The 14,039-nt window shown below is 62.9% G+C and carries 13 protein-coding genes; 3 read left to right on the top strand and 10 right to left on the bottom strand.

Features of this window, described 5'->3' with window-relative positions; genetic code table 11:
• Position 1: 1 nt before the first annotated feature.
• The 3 genes from MWL89_RS07610 to MWL89_RS07600 all read right to left on the bottom strand — a co-directional run bounded on the left by MWL89_RS07610 (position 2) and on the right by MWL89_RS07600 (position 4,314).
• Complete coding sequence (locus tag MWL89_RS07610) at positions 2-2,233, bottom strand: ATP-dependent DNA helicase RecG (protein ID WP_244412501.1); 2,232 nt, start codon at positions 2,231-2,233, stop codon at positions 2-4.
• A 21-nt stretch (positions 2,234-2,254) separates the two neighbouring features.
• Positions 2,255-3,889 (bottom strand): DAK2 domain-containing protein, encoded by a 1,635-nt coding sequence (locus tag MWL89_RS07605; protein ID WP_102378256.1) that lies wholly within the window; start codon positions 3,887-3,889, stop codon positions 2,255-2,257.
• Between the two features lie 77 nt (positions 3,890-3,966).
• Positions 3,967-4,314 (bottom strand): Asp23/Gls24 family envelope stress response protein, encoded by a 348-nt coding sequence (locus MWL89_RS07600; RefSeq protein ID WP_102378257.1) that lies wholly within the window; start codon positions 4,312-4,314, stop codon positions 3,967-3,969.
• 203 nt (positions 4,315-4,517) lie between these two features.
• On the opposite strand from MWL89_RS07600, the gene rpmB reads away from it, so the two are divergent.
• A complete protein-coding gene (rpmB, locus tag MWL89_RS07595) occupies positions 4,518-4,721 on the top strand; it encodes a 50S ribosomal protein L28 (RefSeq protein ID WP_425319338.1) in 204 nt (67 codons plus the stop codon).
• Between the two features lie 364 nt (positions 4,722-5,085).
• Here rpmB and queD read toward each other — a convergent pair whose 3' ends face one another.
• The 6 genes from queD to rpe are packed head-to-tail and all read right to left on the bottom strand — an operon-like array spanning position 5,086 to position 10,545.
• A complete protein-coding gene (gene queD / locus MWL89_RS07590) occupies positions 5,086-6,162 on the bottom strand; it encodes a 6-carboxytetrahydropterin synthase QueD (RefSeq protein ID WP_219724275.1) in 1,077 nt (358 codons plus the stop codon).
• Positions 6,162-6,884, bottom strand: coding sequence for a zinc ribbon domain-containing protein (locus MWL89_RS07585; RefSeq protein WP_244412500.1), 723 nt, complete (start codon positions 6,882-6,884; stop codon positions 6,162-6,164). The genes queD and MWL89_RS07585 overlap by 1 nt, the downstream gene beginning before the upstream one ends.
• Positions 6,885-6,894: 10 nt before the next feature.
• Positions 6,895-7,791, bottom strand: a complete 897-nt coding sequence (locus tag MWL89_RS07580; protein ID WP_102378261.1) for a Nif3-like dinuclear metal center hexameric protein — start codon at positions 7,789-7,791, stop codon at positions 6,895-6,897.
• A 27-nt stretch (positions 7,792-7,818) separates the two neighbouring features.
• Positions 7,819-8,628, bottom strand: coding sequence for a histidinol-phosphatase (locus MWL89_RS07575; RefSeq protein ID WP_244412499.1), 810 nt, complete (start codon positions 8,626-8,628; stop codon positions 7,819-7,821).
• Positions 8,629-8,630: 2 nt separating this feature from the next.
• Complete coding sequence (locus MWL89_RS07570) at positions 8,631-9,824, bottom strand: cysteine desulfurase family protein (protein ID WP_279611965.1); 1,194 nt, start codon at positions 9,822-9,824, stop codon at positions 8,631-8,633.
• Positions 9,817-10,545 carry a ribulose-phosphate 3-epimerase gene (gene rpe, locus MWL89_RS07565; RefSeq protein ID WP_244412498.1) on the bottom strand — a complete coding sequence of 243 codons (729 nt, stop codon included), beginning with the start codon at positions 10,543-10,545 and terminating at the stop codon, positions 9,817-9,819. Before rpe ends, MWL89_RS07570 begins: the two co-directional genes overlap by 8 nt.
• A 265-nt stretch (positions 10,546-10,810) precedes the next feature.
• Here rpe and MWL89_RS07560 point away from each other — a divergent pair, with 265 nt between their 5' ends.
• Complete coding sequence (locus MWL89_RS07560) at positions 10,811-11,290, top strand: methylated-DNA--[protein]-cysteine S-methyltransferase (RefSeq protein WP_102378264.1); 480 nt, start codon at positions 10,811-10,813, stop codon at positions 11,288-11,290.
• A 53-nt stretch (positions 11,291-11,343) separates the two neighbouring features.
• Positions 11,344-13,383, top strand: coding sequence for an NAD(P)H-hydrate epimerase (locus tag MWL89_RS07555; protein WP_244412497.1), 2,040 nt, complete (start codon positions 11,344-11,346; stop codon positions 13,381-13,383).
• Between the two features lie 22 nt (positions 13,384-13,405).
• Here MWL89_RS07555 and MWL89_RS07550 read toward each other — a convergent pair whose 3' ends face one another.
• Positions 13,406-14,029 (bottom strand): hypothetical protein, encoded by a 624-nt coding sequence (locus MWL89_RS07550; RefSeq protein WP_244412496.1) that lies wholly within the window; start codon positions 14,027-14,029, stop codon positions 13,406-13,408.
• Between the last annotated feature and the right edge of the window lie 10 nt (positions 14,030-14,039).

The raw sequence follows: 14,039 nt of genomic DNA, 5'->3' as shown, positions 1-14,039 counted from the left end.
CCTATCCTCCCTTTACTTCGTCAAAACCTCTGAACGCAAGCCTGACTTCACGCCCGAACGCACGATAGCGATCCGATTCGAGGGCCGCGTCCTCGGCGAGCATCGCGCGGGCGTCCGCATGGGCCGCTTCGATTATCTTGCCGTCGCGCACGACGTTCACGAGCTTGAGCATCGAAGCGCCGTGCTGGCGGTTTCCGAGGATGTCGCCCTCGCGGCGCAGCGACAGATCGTAGCTCGCGAGCTCGAACCCGTCCTCGGTCTTCTCCATGGCCGCAAGGCGCTCGAGGGCGGACGGCGCCTTCGATCCCGAAACGAGGAACACCTCGCCGGGCTCTGTGCCGCGCCCGACGCGTCCCCGCAGCTGATGAAGCTGCGAGAGGCCGAACCGTTCGGCGTCTTCGATGATCATCACCGTTGCGTTGGGAACGTCCACGCCGACCTCGATCACGGTCGTCGCCACAAGCACCTGGCTTATCCCCGCCCGAAACCGATCCATGACCTCTTGCTTTTCCGCACCGCTCATCTTTCCGTGCAAAAGGTCAACCCTATAGCTCGAAAAGGTCTTTTCCTGAAGGAAAGCCGCCTCCTGGATAGCCGCCTTCGCATCGTCTTCGATATCGGACTCGTCCTCGATGCTGATGACGGCGTACTCGTATTCGTCGGACTCGAGGTCGTTTTCGCGCTTCGCCTTCCGTTCGGCCTCGGAATTCGGATGGGGCTTCCCCACAAGGGGACAGACAACGTAGACCTGATGCCCCTCGGCGAGCGCGGCGAGCGCGGCGTCGTAGGCGCGGCCCCTCTCGCTTTTCGCGTAGACCTTCGTCGTGTTCCCCGCGCTATTGAGCGGCCTGTTCTTTATGTAGGACAACGTGAGGCTGCCGTACAGCGCGAGCGCGAGCGTACGCGGAATGGGCGTCGCCGTCATATAGAGGGCATCGGGCGCTTCGCCCTTGGCAAGCAGCGCCGCACGTTGGTCGACCCCGAAGCGCTGCTGCTCGTCGATGACCACGAACGTAAGGTTGCGAAACCGCACATCGTCTTCTAGCAGCGCATGGGTGCCGAAGAGGACGTCTACCGTTCCGCCTGCAACCCGCTCGATGACGGCCTCGCGCTCGGCCGGTGCAGTCGAGCCCGTCAGCACCTCCCAGGTGATGCCCGCAGCATCGAGCAGCGGACCGAGCTTGCCGGCGTATTGGCGGGCAAGAACCTCGGTGGGGGCCATCATGGCCGCTTGCGTACCCGTATCGGCAACCGCCGCCAGCCCGAACGAAGCGACAACGGTCTTGCCGGTGCCGACATCGCCGAGCAGCATGTGGTTAGCCGCCTGATCGGCCGCCATCGCACGCAGAATGTCGTCGCGGGCCGAAGCCTGCTCGTCGGTGAGCGTGAACGGAAGATTCTGCTCGAGCGCCCTCATATGGGAGCCGTCCGTCGCGTGCGCCGTCACCGGCTTGCCTGCGCTGCGCCTCGTTTCGTCCATCATGAGGTGAAGCTCGAGCATCAGCACCTCTTCGTATACGAGGCGGCGCCGCGCCATCGCCACCTCGTCCATCGATACGGGGAAATGAATCGACGAAAGGGCGCTCATCCTGCTCGGAAGGCGGTACTTCGCTCTCAGATCGACGGGCAGCGGGTCAAACGCCCCGCGACACAGAGAAAGCGCGTTGCCCACCAGCCTGCGCATCCAGGCAGTCGATATCCTCTCGGTCGCAGGATGGACGGCGATGATGCGCCCATGGCGCTCGTCGAACGAATCGTCCGCTTCCTCGATGAAGGGATTGGTCATGCGCTTGAACCCGTAATTGAATTCGAGCTTTCCCGAAACGGCGAGCCGATCGCCTTTCTTGACCTGGTCCATAAGCCACGGCTGACGAAAGCAGGTGATCATGAGCACACCCGACCGATCGGTCAGCGCGATCTCGACGAGCGAAAAGCGCGGTTTGGGCTTTTTGAGCTTGATCTCGTGCACGGTGCCCGCGATCGTAACCATCTCGCCGATCTGCGCATGGGCCACGTCTTCGATGCGCGACATATCGATGTAGCGGCGCGGGAAGTGCGTGAGCAGATCGCGCACGGTTCGCACGCCGAGCTTGGCGAGGGCGCTCGCCCGCATGGGGCTGACGAGCCGCACGCGGCTCACCGGCTCGTCGAAGGCCAAAGTAGCAGCAAGGCGGTCGGGGGTTCGCTCCCCCGCCGCCTTGCCATTGGATGCTGTTGTGGCTTGCGTGCTCAAGCGACTCTCTTTCGGAAACGCCTACTCGACCGACATGACGATCGGATAGAGAGGCTGTTCGCCGCGGTGAGAATCGATCTCGAGATCCTCGTATGCGTCCTCGATGGCACCGATGAGCTCCTCGAACGCATCGTCGGTCATGTCCTCGCCCGCAAGGATGGTGAGCGTATCGGCATCGCCTGCGCCCATCGCATCGAGCAGATCCATGACCACCTGGGCAATCGAGCTGCCGACCGCTTCGATCGATCCGTCGGCTATTCCGATGGTGTCGCCTTCCTTGATCGGATTGTCGTGGGCGTCCTTCGCATCTTTGATGGCAACGGTCACCTCGCCCGTCTTCACATCCTCGTACGCCTCGGTCATCGACTCGACGTTCTCCTCGAGGCTCGCTTCCTCGTCGAACCCGAACAGAGCCGAAAACGCCTGGGGTACGCTCGTGGTGGGCACGACCGCGCACGGCACGTCGGACAACCCCGCACAGCTCTGGGCGGCCATGATGATGTTCTTGTTGTTGGGAAGGATGATGACCGCATCGGCGTTCACCTTGTTGACCGCATCGAGCAGATCCTTTGTCGACGGGTTCATGGTCTGACCGCCCGAAACGACGACGTCGACGCCCAGGCTTTCGAGTATCTTCGCGTTGCCCCTGCCCGGTGCCACCGCCACGAAACCGATCGGCTTATGCTCGGCTTCGGCTTCTTCGGCCTCAAGTCCCGCAGCGCGCGCTTCGCTTTGCAGCTGCATGTTATGGATGTGGACCTCCGAGATCTGACCGCGATCGAGGAAGTACTTGAGCACTTTATCGGGAGTGTTCGAGTGCACATGGACCTTGAACTTGGGGGCCTCGCCCACGCAGAGCTCGCAATCGCCCATCGTGGCAAGGAAATCGAGCGCCTCGTCCTTGTCGAGGCTGTCGGAATCGACGAGGAACTCGTTGCAGTAGCGGTACTGGGAGCCCTCCCAATCGTTAACCTGCTCGATCTCTACCCGAGGAACCGCGCCGCGCGCAAACGCAAGCTCGTCGACCATAGGCCCCTCTTTGCCGACGAGCGCGGAGGCGAATGCGTCGAAGAGGATCGCGAGGCCGAATCCGCCGGCGTCGACCACGCCGTTGTCCTTGAGGACGGGGAGCAGATCGGGCGTGCGCCGAACCGAGGCGTAGGCTTCCGAGACGATGAACTCGAGCGCTTCTTCCACGTCGAGCTTCTTCTTGCGCGCCTTCTTGGCAGCCAGGGCGCTGTCCTTGAGAACGGTGAGGATCGTTCCCTCGACCGGCTTGCGCACCGCCTGGAACGCCACTTCGGCAGAATGGGAGAAAGCCGCATCGATGCTCTCGGTGGTGAGCTCGTCGTAGTCTGCGCTGCCCTCGCACAGACCGCGCAAAATTTGCGAGGTAATGACACCGGAGTTGCCGCGCGCGCCCATGAGCGCGCCGGTCGTGATTGCCTTGCGAATTTCCGCGCCGTGCGCTCCGATGGGGAGCTTGGCGATGTTGTCGACGACCATCTCGACCGTCAGCGACATGTTGGTGCCGGTGTCCCCGTCGGGTACGGGGAACACGTTCAGGCGATTGACCTCTTCTTTACGCTCGGCCAACGCCTTCGAGGCGACCGCGATGGCGTTGAGAAGGTCGTTCGTTGTGTATGATTCTGGCATCTTGAGTCTTACTCCTAGCTTGCAATCCGCACGCGATCCCACCCGGGCCGGGCGCGGTCTTCCATATACCGTACGGGCTACTTGCGAACCTTGATTCCCTGGACGTGAACGTCGACGCCGTCGAGCGGCACGCGCGCGTATTCGGTCAGAGCGAACGAGACCTGGTCGATAAGGTTCTGGGACACGGCGTTGATGTTGGTTCCGTACTCGATCACGACGTACAGATCGACGTGAACGCCCTTTTCGGTGGTCGTCACGATGACGCCGCGGCGCAGGCGCGACGCCGGCAGGATCTTCGCTATTCCGTCAGCGGCAGTGGGAGCCGCCATGCCGACGACGCCATAGCATTCGAGCGCAGCATTGCCGACGAGATCGGACAGAACGTCGTTGGCAACATGAAGGTTGCCCGGAATTGTCTGGGTCATGATGGTCCTTTCGCGAACAAGCTTGCTATGGTAAACCTATGTGCTTAGACTAGCTAAGCAGTATAGCGCATGGGGCAGATGCTGTGCAGAATGCCTGATAACTCCACGGGCGATAATACACTAAAAATTCTTGTATGCGCCGGATTTCCTGTGGTATAGTGTTTAGGCTTTTTTGTCATCAACGGTTTAATGCCGAAACGTACATGGAGTTGATTAAGATGTCTAAGGTTTGTGAAATTTGCGGAAAAGCACCGGTCGCCGGGCGCAACGTCAGCCACTCGCATCGAGTGACCAATCGCACCTTCCGTCCGAACGTTCAGAAGGTCACCGTCAAGATCGACGGAAAGGTCAAGCGCGCCAACGTATGCACCAAGTGCATGAAGGCCGGAAAGATCGAGCGCGCCTAAAGCCTCCTTTTCGCTTGCCTCGAAAGCTCGCCTCGCGGCGGGCTTTTTTGCGTTTGGCCCGCCGTGCGCATCGGGCCGGGATCCGGTGCCCCGCGGCCCCGAACGGACGCATGCCCGCCGTAAGCATCGGGCCGCCGCACTCCCTCATCGTGGCAGAAAATGCAAGCAGTTCGTCGCGAGTAGCCGCTGGGCGAAGCGCGTACGGCTGATTCCGCTCGCAGCCGCCGCGTGACCCCAGTTCAGTGAATCGACACTGGCATCGCCCGCAGAAACGATAACGAATTGCGACGAATTGCTTCGTTTTTCTGCCAGAAACTTCGGGTTCGGATACATGAGCCCGAAGCCTTTCGGGAGGGCTTGCGCCTTACGGGCGATACGCCACGCGGGCAGCAGGGCTCTCCCACACGGCGACCTCTTTGAGGGAAATCGGGGCGGGCAGCGTTTTCTCAAGCTCGTAGAAGATAACGCGCGCCATGTGCTCGGCGGTCGGATTGATGATGTCGAACGGAGCGACCTCGTTGATGCAGCGATGGTCGAAGTTCTCGAGAACCGCATGCAGATCGCGCTTTATGTCTTTGAAGTCGTAGAGCATCCCCACGTCGTCGAGGTGCTGGCCTGCGATGGTGACCTCGATATCCCAGGTATGCCCATGGAGGAAACGGCAGGGGCCATCGTAGCCCGGAAGGGCGTGCGCCGCGTCGAAGTGATCCTTCACCGTCAGCTCGTAATGGCCGCCCGCATGTTCGTACGTTTCGCCCGTCAGCCGGCCGGGGCCGGAATAGGCGGGATTGTGCTCCATGGATGTCCCTTTCATCGGTTCGTTTTCGTGCAGCGCCGCCTGGCAGCGCTCGGCGCACGGTTCAGCTTGATCGCGGCTGCCGGCGGACGCCGTCCGGTCGGGGCCTTCGCCGTTCGATGTCCGGGCGTTCCATTCCGCAAACGACATCGCTTCGGTTTTTTCGGATCGCAGCGGTGCCGCGGCTCCGACGTCGAATAGGTTCGTCGGCGATTCTTCCCATGCCACGAGGTAGCTGCCCACCGGGCCGCGCGCATCCATGGTCTCGTTCGCAAGCGCGTCGGCGCGCTTGTTCTCCGTGCGGTACACATGCGCGATCGACGCTTTCGCGAACCGGGAGAACAGATCTTTCGCCCGCATGAACAAGGGCTTGAGATCCTCGCTCTTCACCTTGTACTGCCCGAGCATCTGCTTGACCATCAACTCGGAGTCGGCCCGCACCGTGATATCCGCAACGCCGGCGGCCAGCGCGTTTTCGAGGCCCCACACCAAAGCGGAGTACTCGGCGACGTTGTTCGTCGCCTTCGGCAGAAACCAGCCGCCCGAAGCGATCGGCGCGCCGTTTTCGTCAACGAGATCGAACCCGAAGCCCGCAATGCCGGGGTTTCCCCTGCTGCCGCCGTCGGTGTTGAGAAACGCCTTCATCACTCGCCCACCACCAGCATGCGCTTGCAGGCAGGACACGTGCTCAGGGGAGCTTCGGCCTGCACCTGCAGAAGCTTGCCCTCGGTAATGGTCGCTCGGCATACGCTGCACGACCCGTTCGCAAGCCGCGCTAACGCGATGCCGCCCGATTTGCGGGCTATCTTCTCGTACTCGGCAAGCAGCTCGGCGGGAAGCGATGCCGCGAGCTCCGAGCGCTGCTTTTCTGCTCCCGCGATACCGGCATTCAACCCGCCGCCCTCTTTCTGAAACGAAGAGACGTAGGCGTTTTCCTGGACGACGATCTTCTCGAGCGCTGCCGTGATCTGAGATTGAACCTCCTCTATCTGAGCAAGCTTCCCCCTCGCTTCGGCAAGGTCTTCCTCGAGGGTCTCTCGGCGCTTGGTAATGCCGCCCATGTCCTTCGTAAGCGCCTCGACGCTGCGGTAATCGCCGCGCGACTCCTCGATCTTCTCCTGGGTTTCGCGCTGGCGGCCCGCAAGGCGCTCGTCTTCGTCTTTGATCCGTGCGGCCGCAAGATCGGCTTCCTTCCTCATAGCCGCGATCTTCGCCTGCTTCTCCTCGACGGCCTGCTTCTTCTTGCGGATCTCGAGTATCTGAGCGCGCTGCGGCAGCTCGGCAAGCTTTTTCTTTGCCCTGATCAGTTCCATATCGATATGCTGCATGCTGAGCAGCGTGGCCAGATCTTTCGTGTCTGCCTTCATAGGCTCTTCCTTACATCCTGGTCGTTTCGGGATACATCCAATTCGCGCTCTGATCGAGTACGGCCATCCTCTCCTTCGGCACTCCCGCCGCCTCCACCGCAGCGGCCAACACCGCCACAAGGGGCATCTCGCTCGTGTCGTGCCCCAGGTCGATCACCGCGAGACCCGCCTGTGATGCTGCGAGCGCATCATGGTATTTTACCTCACCTGCCACCAGACAATCGGCTCCCGTTTCAAGACAGGCGCGCGAAAGATCGGCCGCACTGCCGGTACAGGTGACCACCGTCGAAAGCTCTTGGGAGAAATCGCCCCACACGCGCGGCTGCCTGCCGAACACCGACGTGCAACGCGCAGCGAGCTGCCCGAGCGTGAGCGGCGCATCGGCTGCGCGAACCGTGCAGAGCTGCCCGTATCCCTTCCGCTTGCTCGCCTCGAGCGGCTGGACGATGCCCTTGAGCATGAGGTTGAGCATGCCTGGCAGCGCGCGGGCAGCGTCCTGGCTCACATCGAGCGCCGTATGAAACGACATGACGGCAACGCCGCTCTCGACGGCGGCCCACACGACCGCCCCATCGACGAGGGCACTCGAGGGAGCAGGCCGAAACGTTGCAGGAGCCTCGAGGAATACGGGATGGTGGGTGACGAGCACGTTGGCTTTGAGGCTCGCTGCCTCCTTCACCGCCTCGACGGTCGGATCGAGCGCGATCGCGACGTTCTCGATCGGACGGGTCGGATCGCCGACGGTAAGCCCCGTCCTATCCCATGCTTCCGCATCGGCGGCGGGGTACTTCTTGAGCAGCGCCCGCTCGAGACCTCCTACGGTCATGACGAACGCCTGTTTTGACAGCGTTCCCGACGCCCGCTGCGCAAGTCCGTTCTTCGTCTTTTCCTTTCGAGCTGAAACCATGGCAACCTCTTTTCCTCGACGTGCGGTTTACTCGATTGTAATGCTTCTTCGATCCCCGTCCCGTGTCGGTACCGTAACCTCGCGGTAACCAGCTTCGTACATCGCGCGGTACCCCTTTTCGATATCGCGAGCCACCAGATGCGGTTCATGGGCATCGGTGCCGACCGTGCAGGGTATCCCGGCACGGCAGAATTCAGCCAAGAGCTGCGGCGAGGGAAACATTTCGGCGCACGCGTAATACGAACCCGACGTGTTGACCTCGACCATCCTGCCGCTTTCGCGCAGCGCCTCGGCGGCGTCGCGGTAAAGGCACATCGGGTCGAACGAGGGGCGGTAGTTGAACTTCTTGACCAGATCGGGATGGGCCATGATGGAAAACGGCATGTCGGAAGACACCGATTCGCACCATACCTCGAAATAGCGGCGCCATATGCTATCGGCCCCGACGTTCTCCCAATGATCGCGCTGGGCGGGATCGTCGAAGGGCCACGCGTCCACGAAATGGACCGACCCCATAACGACCTCGAACCGGTCGAACTCGTGCGGCGCAAAGACGCGGTCCTCGTCGTCGCCGAGCCAATCGAGCTCGCAACCGAGCAGGATCTCTATATCGTCGTAGCGGCTGCGGGCCGCCTCTATGTCGGCAACGTACCCTTCAAGGCGCTCGGCGGCCATCCCGACATAGTTCTTCGGGTCGATCGCGGCCGACAGCGGATAATGCTCGGTGATCGCGAGCACGCTGATGTTCGCAGATCGCGCCGCATTCACCAGCTCGTCGACGGTCCCCTTTCCGTGGCCGGTGAATCCCGTATGCGTATGCGTGGTGACAAGCTCCATGCTCAGATTCCCTTCAGGCTCTCTTCGAAAGCCGCCATGAACGATTCCACATCCTCGGGCTCGGTGTAGCGGCCGAGCGATACGCGCAGCGACCCGAAAGCCCGGTCGTCGGAAATGCCGAGCGCTTTGAGCACATGGCTCGGATCGAGCGAATACGACGAGCAGGCCGAGCCGCCCGATACCGCAATGCCCCTCATGTCAAGGCGCAGTATCAGCGTCTCGCTCTCGAAGCCCTCCACGCACACGTTTACCACATGGGGCGCAAAATCCCTGCTCCCGCGCTCAACCTCGACGCTCGGGTACACACGGGGGAATTCTGCGAGCCGCTCGTAGAGATCGTCGCGCAAAGCCCGCAAACGCTCGGCCTCAAGCTCCTGCATCGCACACGACGCCGCGCAGGCCGCAGCGAACCCCGCCGCAGCGCAGACGTTCTGGGTGCCGCTTCGACGTCCCGACTCCTGGCCTCCGCCCACAACGAGCGGATCGAACGGCGTGTTCGTGCGCAGGTAGAGCGCACCCGAGCCTTTCGGGCCGCCGATCTTGTGGGCTGAAAACGACGCCGCATCGACGCCGAGCGCATCGAGGTCGATGCGCATCTTGCCGAGCGCCTGCACGGCATCGGTATGGAACAGCGCACCCGCATCGCGCGCGATCGCCGCAAGCTCGGCGACGGGCTGCACCGAACCTATTTCGTTGTTCACCATATGGATGGACACGAGCACCGTATTTTCCTTGAGCGCCGCCTCGAGCGCCCGGACTTCGACGAAGCCCTGCCGATCCGGATCGAGCACGGTCACCTCGCAACCCGTACGCTCGAGAACGCGGGTTGCCGCAAGCACCGCATCGTGCTCGATCGAAGACGTGATCAGGTGGGGAACGAAATTTTTCGCCCCAGCCCGACGCTTCTTTTCCGCACAGGCGGATACGATCCCGACGAGCGCGGCATTGTCCGCCTCGGTTGCACCCGACGTGAAGACGATCTCGTCGGGACGCTTCGCCCCCAGATCGCGCATAAGCGAATAACGGGCTTTCTCGAGCGCGTCGAAAGCGGCCCTTCCACCCGAGTGAAGCGAGTTGGCGTTGCTGCCCGCGGGAAAGTTGTTCGGACCCGGAACCATGTACGGCTCCATGGCGCGCGCCGCTTCTTCGCACAGGGGAGCCGTAGCGGCCCAATCGAGGTACACGGCCCTACCCACGATCGCGCACCCCGCCTTCCCCTGCCGCGAGGGCACGCTCGCGCGCCTCGTCGGCAATGCGTGCGATCTCGGCGATAGCCGCTCGCGGGTCGAGCGCGCCGAACACCGCGTTGCCCGCCACGAGCACGTCGGCGCCGCATGCGGCGACCGATCCCGCCGTCTTTACGCCCATGCCGCCATCGACCTCGATAAGCGGGCGCGTGCCCGCAGCAGCCGCCATGGCGGCAACCTCGGCGACGCGCGCATCGCTTCCCTCGATATAGGATTGCCCCGAGAAACCCGGGTAGACGCTCATCACGAGCACCATATCGAGCAAGGGGATGTAGGGAGCGAGGGCCTCCGTCGGCGTATCGGGCTTGATGCTGATCGCCGCTTTGGCACCGGCATCGCGGATCATCCCGATCGCCTGCTCGACCTCGCCGGCGACGGCGTCGAGCGCTTCGAGGTGCACCGTAACGATATCGGAGCCCGCTTCGAGGAACCACGGGATCTGCACGAGCGGATTCGCTATCATGAGGTGGACGTCGAGCGGGATCTCGGCAACTTCCTTCAGCTGCTTGACGAACGGCACGCCGAGGGTGAGGTTCGGCACGAAATGCCCGTCCATGACGTCGACGTGCACGTACCCCGCACCGCCTTCTTCTATCATCGCGATATCGCGCTCCATGTTCATGAAGTCGGCCGAGAGTATCGAGGGGGCGATTTTTACCGGTTCAAACATGCCTGCTTCCTTTCATCGCTCTCACGATTGTAACGTATGCCCAGCCGAGGACGGCCGCGTTCGCCCCTTATCCGAAAAATCACACGCCGCATGCCATCGAAGCACCGTTTGCAGAGCGATGAGCCTGCCGCAGGCGCCCTGCGCGCATGGTGCGCCGGCACCGAAGCCGCCCGCTGTCACGCCCGCATCGTTGTCATCCGTTCGTCACGGACGGATGCATCGCCCTGCACTATAATGGGCGCATGCAACCGAAAGAAGGCGAGCCATGACACCTGATTGCCCAACGTATTTCTGCTACGTCACACCGGTCGGGCACGTTACCATCGCCTCCGACGGGCAAGCGATCACCGAACTCGCCTTCGGTGCGCGGCAGCTCGAAGGAGCTGAAAAGCCCACCGAGCTCACCAACCGGGCTGCGAACCAGATTCAGGAGTACTTTGCGGGAAAGCGCACGGCGTTCGACCTTCCGCTCGCCCCGCGGGGCACCGCATTCCAACAACGCGTTTGGGAGGCGCTTCGCGCAATCCCCTACGGCGAGACGAGGAGCTTCAGCCAGATCGCCGAAGCGATCGGCAGCCCCGGCGCCCAAAGGGCGGTCGGCAAGGCGAACAACAAGAATCCCATTCCCATCGTCATCCCCTGCCATCGCGTCGTCGGCGCGAACGGCAAATCGGGAGGATGCGGCGGCGGCCTCAAGGTTAAGGAGTTCCTGCTCTCCCTCGAAAGAGGCCGCCAGGCTCCGTAGCAACCGCAAGACCCGCCCGCATCCACGCACCGACACCCGACGAGAAAGCAACCATGAACGTTTACACGAACAACATCATCGCCGCAGCCATCGCTTTTCCTGTTATCGCATTCGCCATCACCGTTCCCTACATGATCTACCAGTACCGCAAATTCGGGTCGATCCCCTGGATCAGAACCCTCATCGTATACTCGCTTGCGTTCTATCTGCTCTGCGCGTACTTCCTCGTCATCCTTCCGTTGCCCGAAGACCGTTCGGCCGTGGTCGCCTACGCGGCGACGCCGCAGCTCATGCCATTCAACTTCGTCCGCGAATTCCTTGCCGAAACGACGTTTTCGCTCGGCGATCCGTCAACGTGGCTCGCCACGCTGCGCGACCCCTACGTGTACGAGGCGGCCTTCAACGTGCTTCTGCTCGTCCCCCTCGGCATGTATCTGCGCTATTACTTCAGACGCACCTGGTATCAGACGTTGCTCATCGGGTTCTCGGTCACGCTGTTCTTCGAACTCTCGCAGATCACGGGGCTCTGGGGAGCCTATCTGCACCCGTACCGCCTCTTCGACGTCGACGACCTCATCCTCAATACGCTGGGATCCATGGTTGGCTTTTGGCTCGTCGGTCCCGCCATGCGCCTGCTTCCCGACATACGCCTCGTGAACGAAGAGGCGCGCGAGGCGGGCATGAGGGCGAGCGTAACCAAGCGCGCTCTCTCGTTCTTCATCGACGTCTTCGTTGCCCAAACCGCCTCGACCATGGTTGCCGGAGCGCTCGATGCGACGGGCGCACGCGCCGCAGCCGAGGCGCAAGGCGTATCGTGGGGGCTGGTCAGCATGGCGGTCGATGCCGTGTTCTACCTGCTATGCTTCGTTGCGATCCCCGCCCTTACCAAGGGCCAGACGCCCGCGCAGATGCTCCTGAAGCTACGCATCGTCCGCCCCGACGCGAGCCGGGCGCGATGGTATCAGTACCTTGCCCGGTACGGCTTCCTCTACGCGCTGGCGCTGGCGCCGTTCCTCGCGCTGTTCGGCATCGTATCGCTCGATCCGGCCCAGGCTTCGGAAATGAGCTCGATTGCAGCATTCTTCGCCGACCACCGCGCCGGGTTCGTCGTCGCATGGCTCGTATTCATGGGCGCATGGGCCCTATCGCTTATCGTGCGGGCGATCCGCTCGGCGGTGAAAAAGCGTCCCTTCATCATGCTGAACGGTGTATTGAGCGCAACGCGCGTCATGACCGTCGACGCCGTGCAGCAAGAGCGCGATCGGAGAAGCCCGCTCGACGTTTCCGCCGTGACTGCGCTCGAATCGATGATCGCCGACGACGGGGTGCCGCTTTCCGAGCTCATGAAGCGCGCCGGCACCGCCGTAGCCGACGAAGTCCGCGCCTGGGTACCCGACCCCTCGCCCGTTGTCGTTTTCGCCGGATCGGGAAACAACGGCGGCGACGGGTGGGTAGCGGCCCATGCGCTCGCGGAAGCGGGCTACAGGGCGATTCTCGTCACGCCCGATATCGCCGAGCGCATCAAGGCGGAACCCGCCCGATCGACGGCTATGGCGGCGTTCGCCGACGCAAGCGAGAGGGGCCTGCCCCTCAGCGTGCTCGTCGCGCCCGACGCCGATGTGCTCGCGAGTGCCCTCGATGAGGCGAAAGCGGTCGTCGACGCGGTTCTCGGAACCGGGTTTTCAGGGACCGAACTGCGCGAACCGTACGCCGGATGGATCCGTGCCGCGAATAGACGGCGTTTCGAGGGGTCGCGCGAGAAGGGACGCGGATTCCATCGGAAGCGCGCCTTCGAACGAGGCGACCACGACCGGTCGAGAAAGAGCCTGCCGACGAAGGCCAAGGACGCGCCGCTCGCCGTCGCCGTCGACGTCCCGAGCGGACTCGGCGCGCAAACCGGCACCATAGCGCGCCCGACGTTCGCAGCCGACACGACGGTGACCATGCTCGCTTACAAGCCGGGGCTCGTAAAGCCGCAAGCGCGCCGCTTCACCGGATCCGTCGAGCTCGCCCGTCTCGTCGACACCGCCCCCTACCTCAGCCGCCTGCGCGGCATCGATGCCGCCGATAGCGGAGTCGAACCCTCGGCATAGCTCCGCACGATCCCGCTATCGCCTACGGCAGCATCGGCTCGTCAGGCGTTTCCCCTCGGCAGAGCGCTGCCTCGAGGATGCGCACTGCCAAGGAGAGCGCCGCAGCCTCCGAAAGCACCGTCGGCAGAACGGCACGCGCAGCGGCGTCGACCTCAGCTGCGCTGCGGCGCATGTCGATCGCCCCCTCGATGCGGCAGAACGGCACATCGGCAACGAGGAGCCTGCGCTTGCCGCACCCGCTTCTCACCGCTACGGCCGTTTTCTCGGGCAGCTGCGCATACGCATCGGCATCGTATCCTGCGCGTTCGTAAAAATCGGGGACGCTCGCTATGCCGAAGGCCCGGAAGAATTCCCGTATCTCGCCGCACCCCGCAAGCGGATACGGCGGAATATCGTAGCCGAGCTGACGGGCGTATACGTAGATGTAGCGCGATGCGTCGCAGACGGTAACGGCCGAACCGAGTACCGAAACCGTCAGTCCGAGCAACCCGCGCCCGCCGAGGCCGTCGAGCCGTTCTTCCAAAAGGCTTTCGAAGAGCAGGCAGGCGCGCCGCATCGGGGCGTGCGCCCCGTCGGCCGAAACCGCAGCATCGTCTTTCGAAGAAAGCTCCATCTGCCGAACGCCTTCGCCTATCGGTGTCGCCATTGCTCGCCGA

This window comes from Raoultibacter timonensis, from assembly GCF_022845715.1.
GTDB lineage: Bacteria > Actinomycetota > Coriobacteriia > Coriobacteriales > Eggerthellaceae > Raoultibacter > Raoultibacter timonensis.
Note: the sequence above shows the minus strand (reverse complement) of the source record. Positions and strands in the feature narration are given on the sequence as shown.

What these genes read in the sequence shown, in the direction of transcription:
- queD (WP_219724275.1), bottom strand. Translation starts at nt 6,162, where the DNA reads ATGAAGGCGTTTCTCAACACCGACGGCGGCAGCAGGGGAAACCCCGGC.
- MWL89_RS07575 (WP_244412499.1), bottom strand. Translation starts at nt 8,628, where the DNA reads ATGGAGCTTGTCACCACGCATACGCATACGGGATTCACCGGCCACGGA.
- MWL89_RS07605 (WP_102378256.1), bottom strand. Translation starts at nt 3,889, where the DNA reads ATGCCAGAATCATACACAACGAACGACCTTCTCAACGCCATCGCGGTC.
- MWL89_RS07555 (WP_244412497.1), top strand. Translation starts at nt 11,344, where the DNA reads ATGAACGTTTACACGAACAACATCATCGCCGCAGCCATCGCTTTTCCT.
- MWL89_RS07550 (WP_244412496.1), bottom strand. Translation starts at nt 14,029, where the DNA reads ATGGCGACACCGATAGGCGAAGGCGTTCGGCAGATGGAGCTTTCTTCG.
- MWL89_RS07600 (WP_102378257.1), bottom strand. Translation starts at nt 4,314, where the DNA reads ATGACCCAGACAATTCCGGGCAACCTTCATGTTGCCAACGACGTTCTG.
- rpmB (WP_425319338.1), top strand. Translation starts at nt 4,518, where the DNA reads ATGGAGTTGATTAAGATGTCTAAGGTTTGTGAAATTTGCGGAAAAGCA.
- MWL89_RS07560 (WP_102378264.1), top strand. Translation starts at nt 10,811, where the DNA reads ATGACACCTGATTGCCCAACGTATTTCTGCTACGTCACACCGGTCGGG.
- MWL89_RS07580 (WP_102378261.1), bottom strand. Translation starts at nt 7,791, where the DNA reads ATGGTTTCAGCTCGAAAGGAAAAGACGAAGAACGGACTTGCGCAGCGG.
- rpe (WP_244412498.1), bottom strand. Translation starts at nt 10,545, where the DNA reads ATGTTTGAACCGGTAAAAATCGCCCCCTCGATACTCTCGGCCGACTTC.
- MWL89_RS07585 (WP_244412500.1), bottom strand. Translation starts at nt 6,884, where the DNA reads ATGAAGGCAGACACGAAAGATCTGGCCACGCTGCTCAGCATGCAGCAT.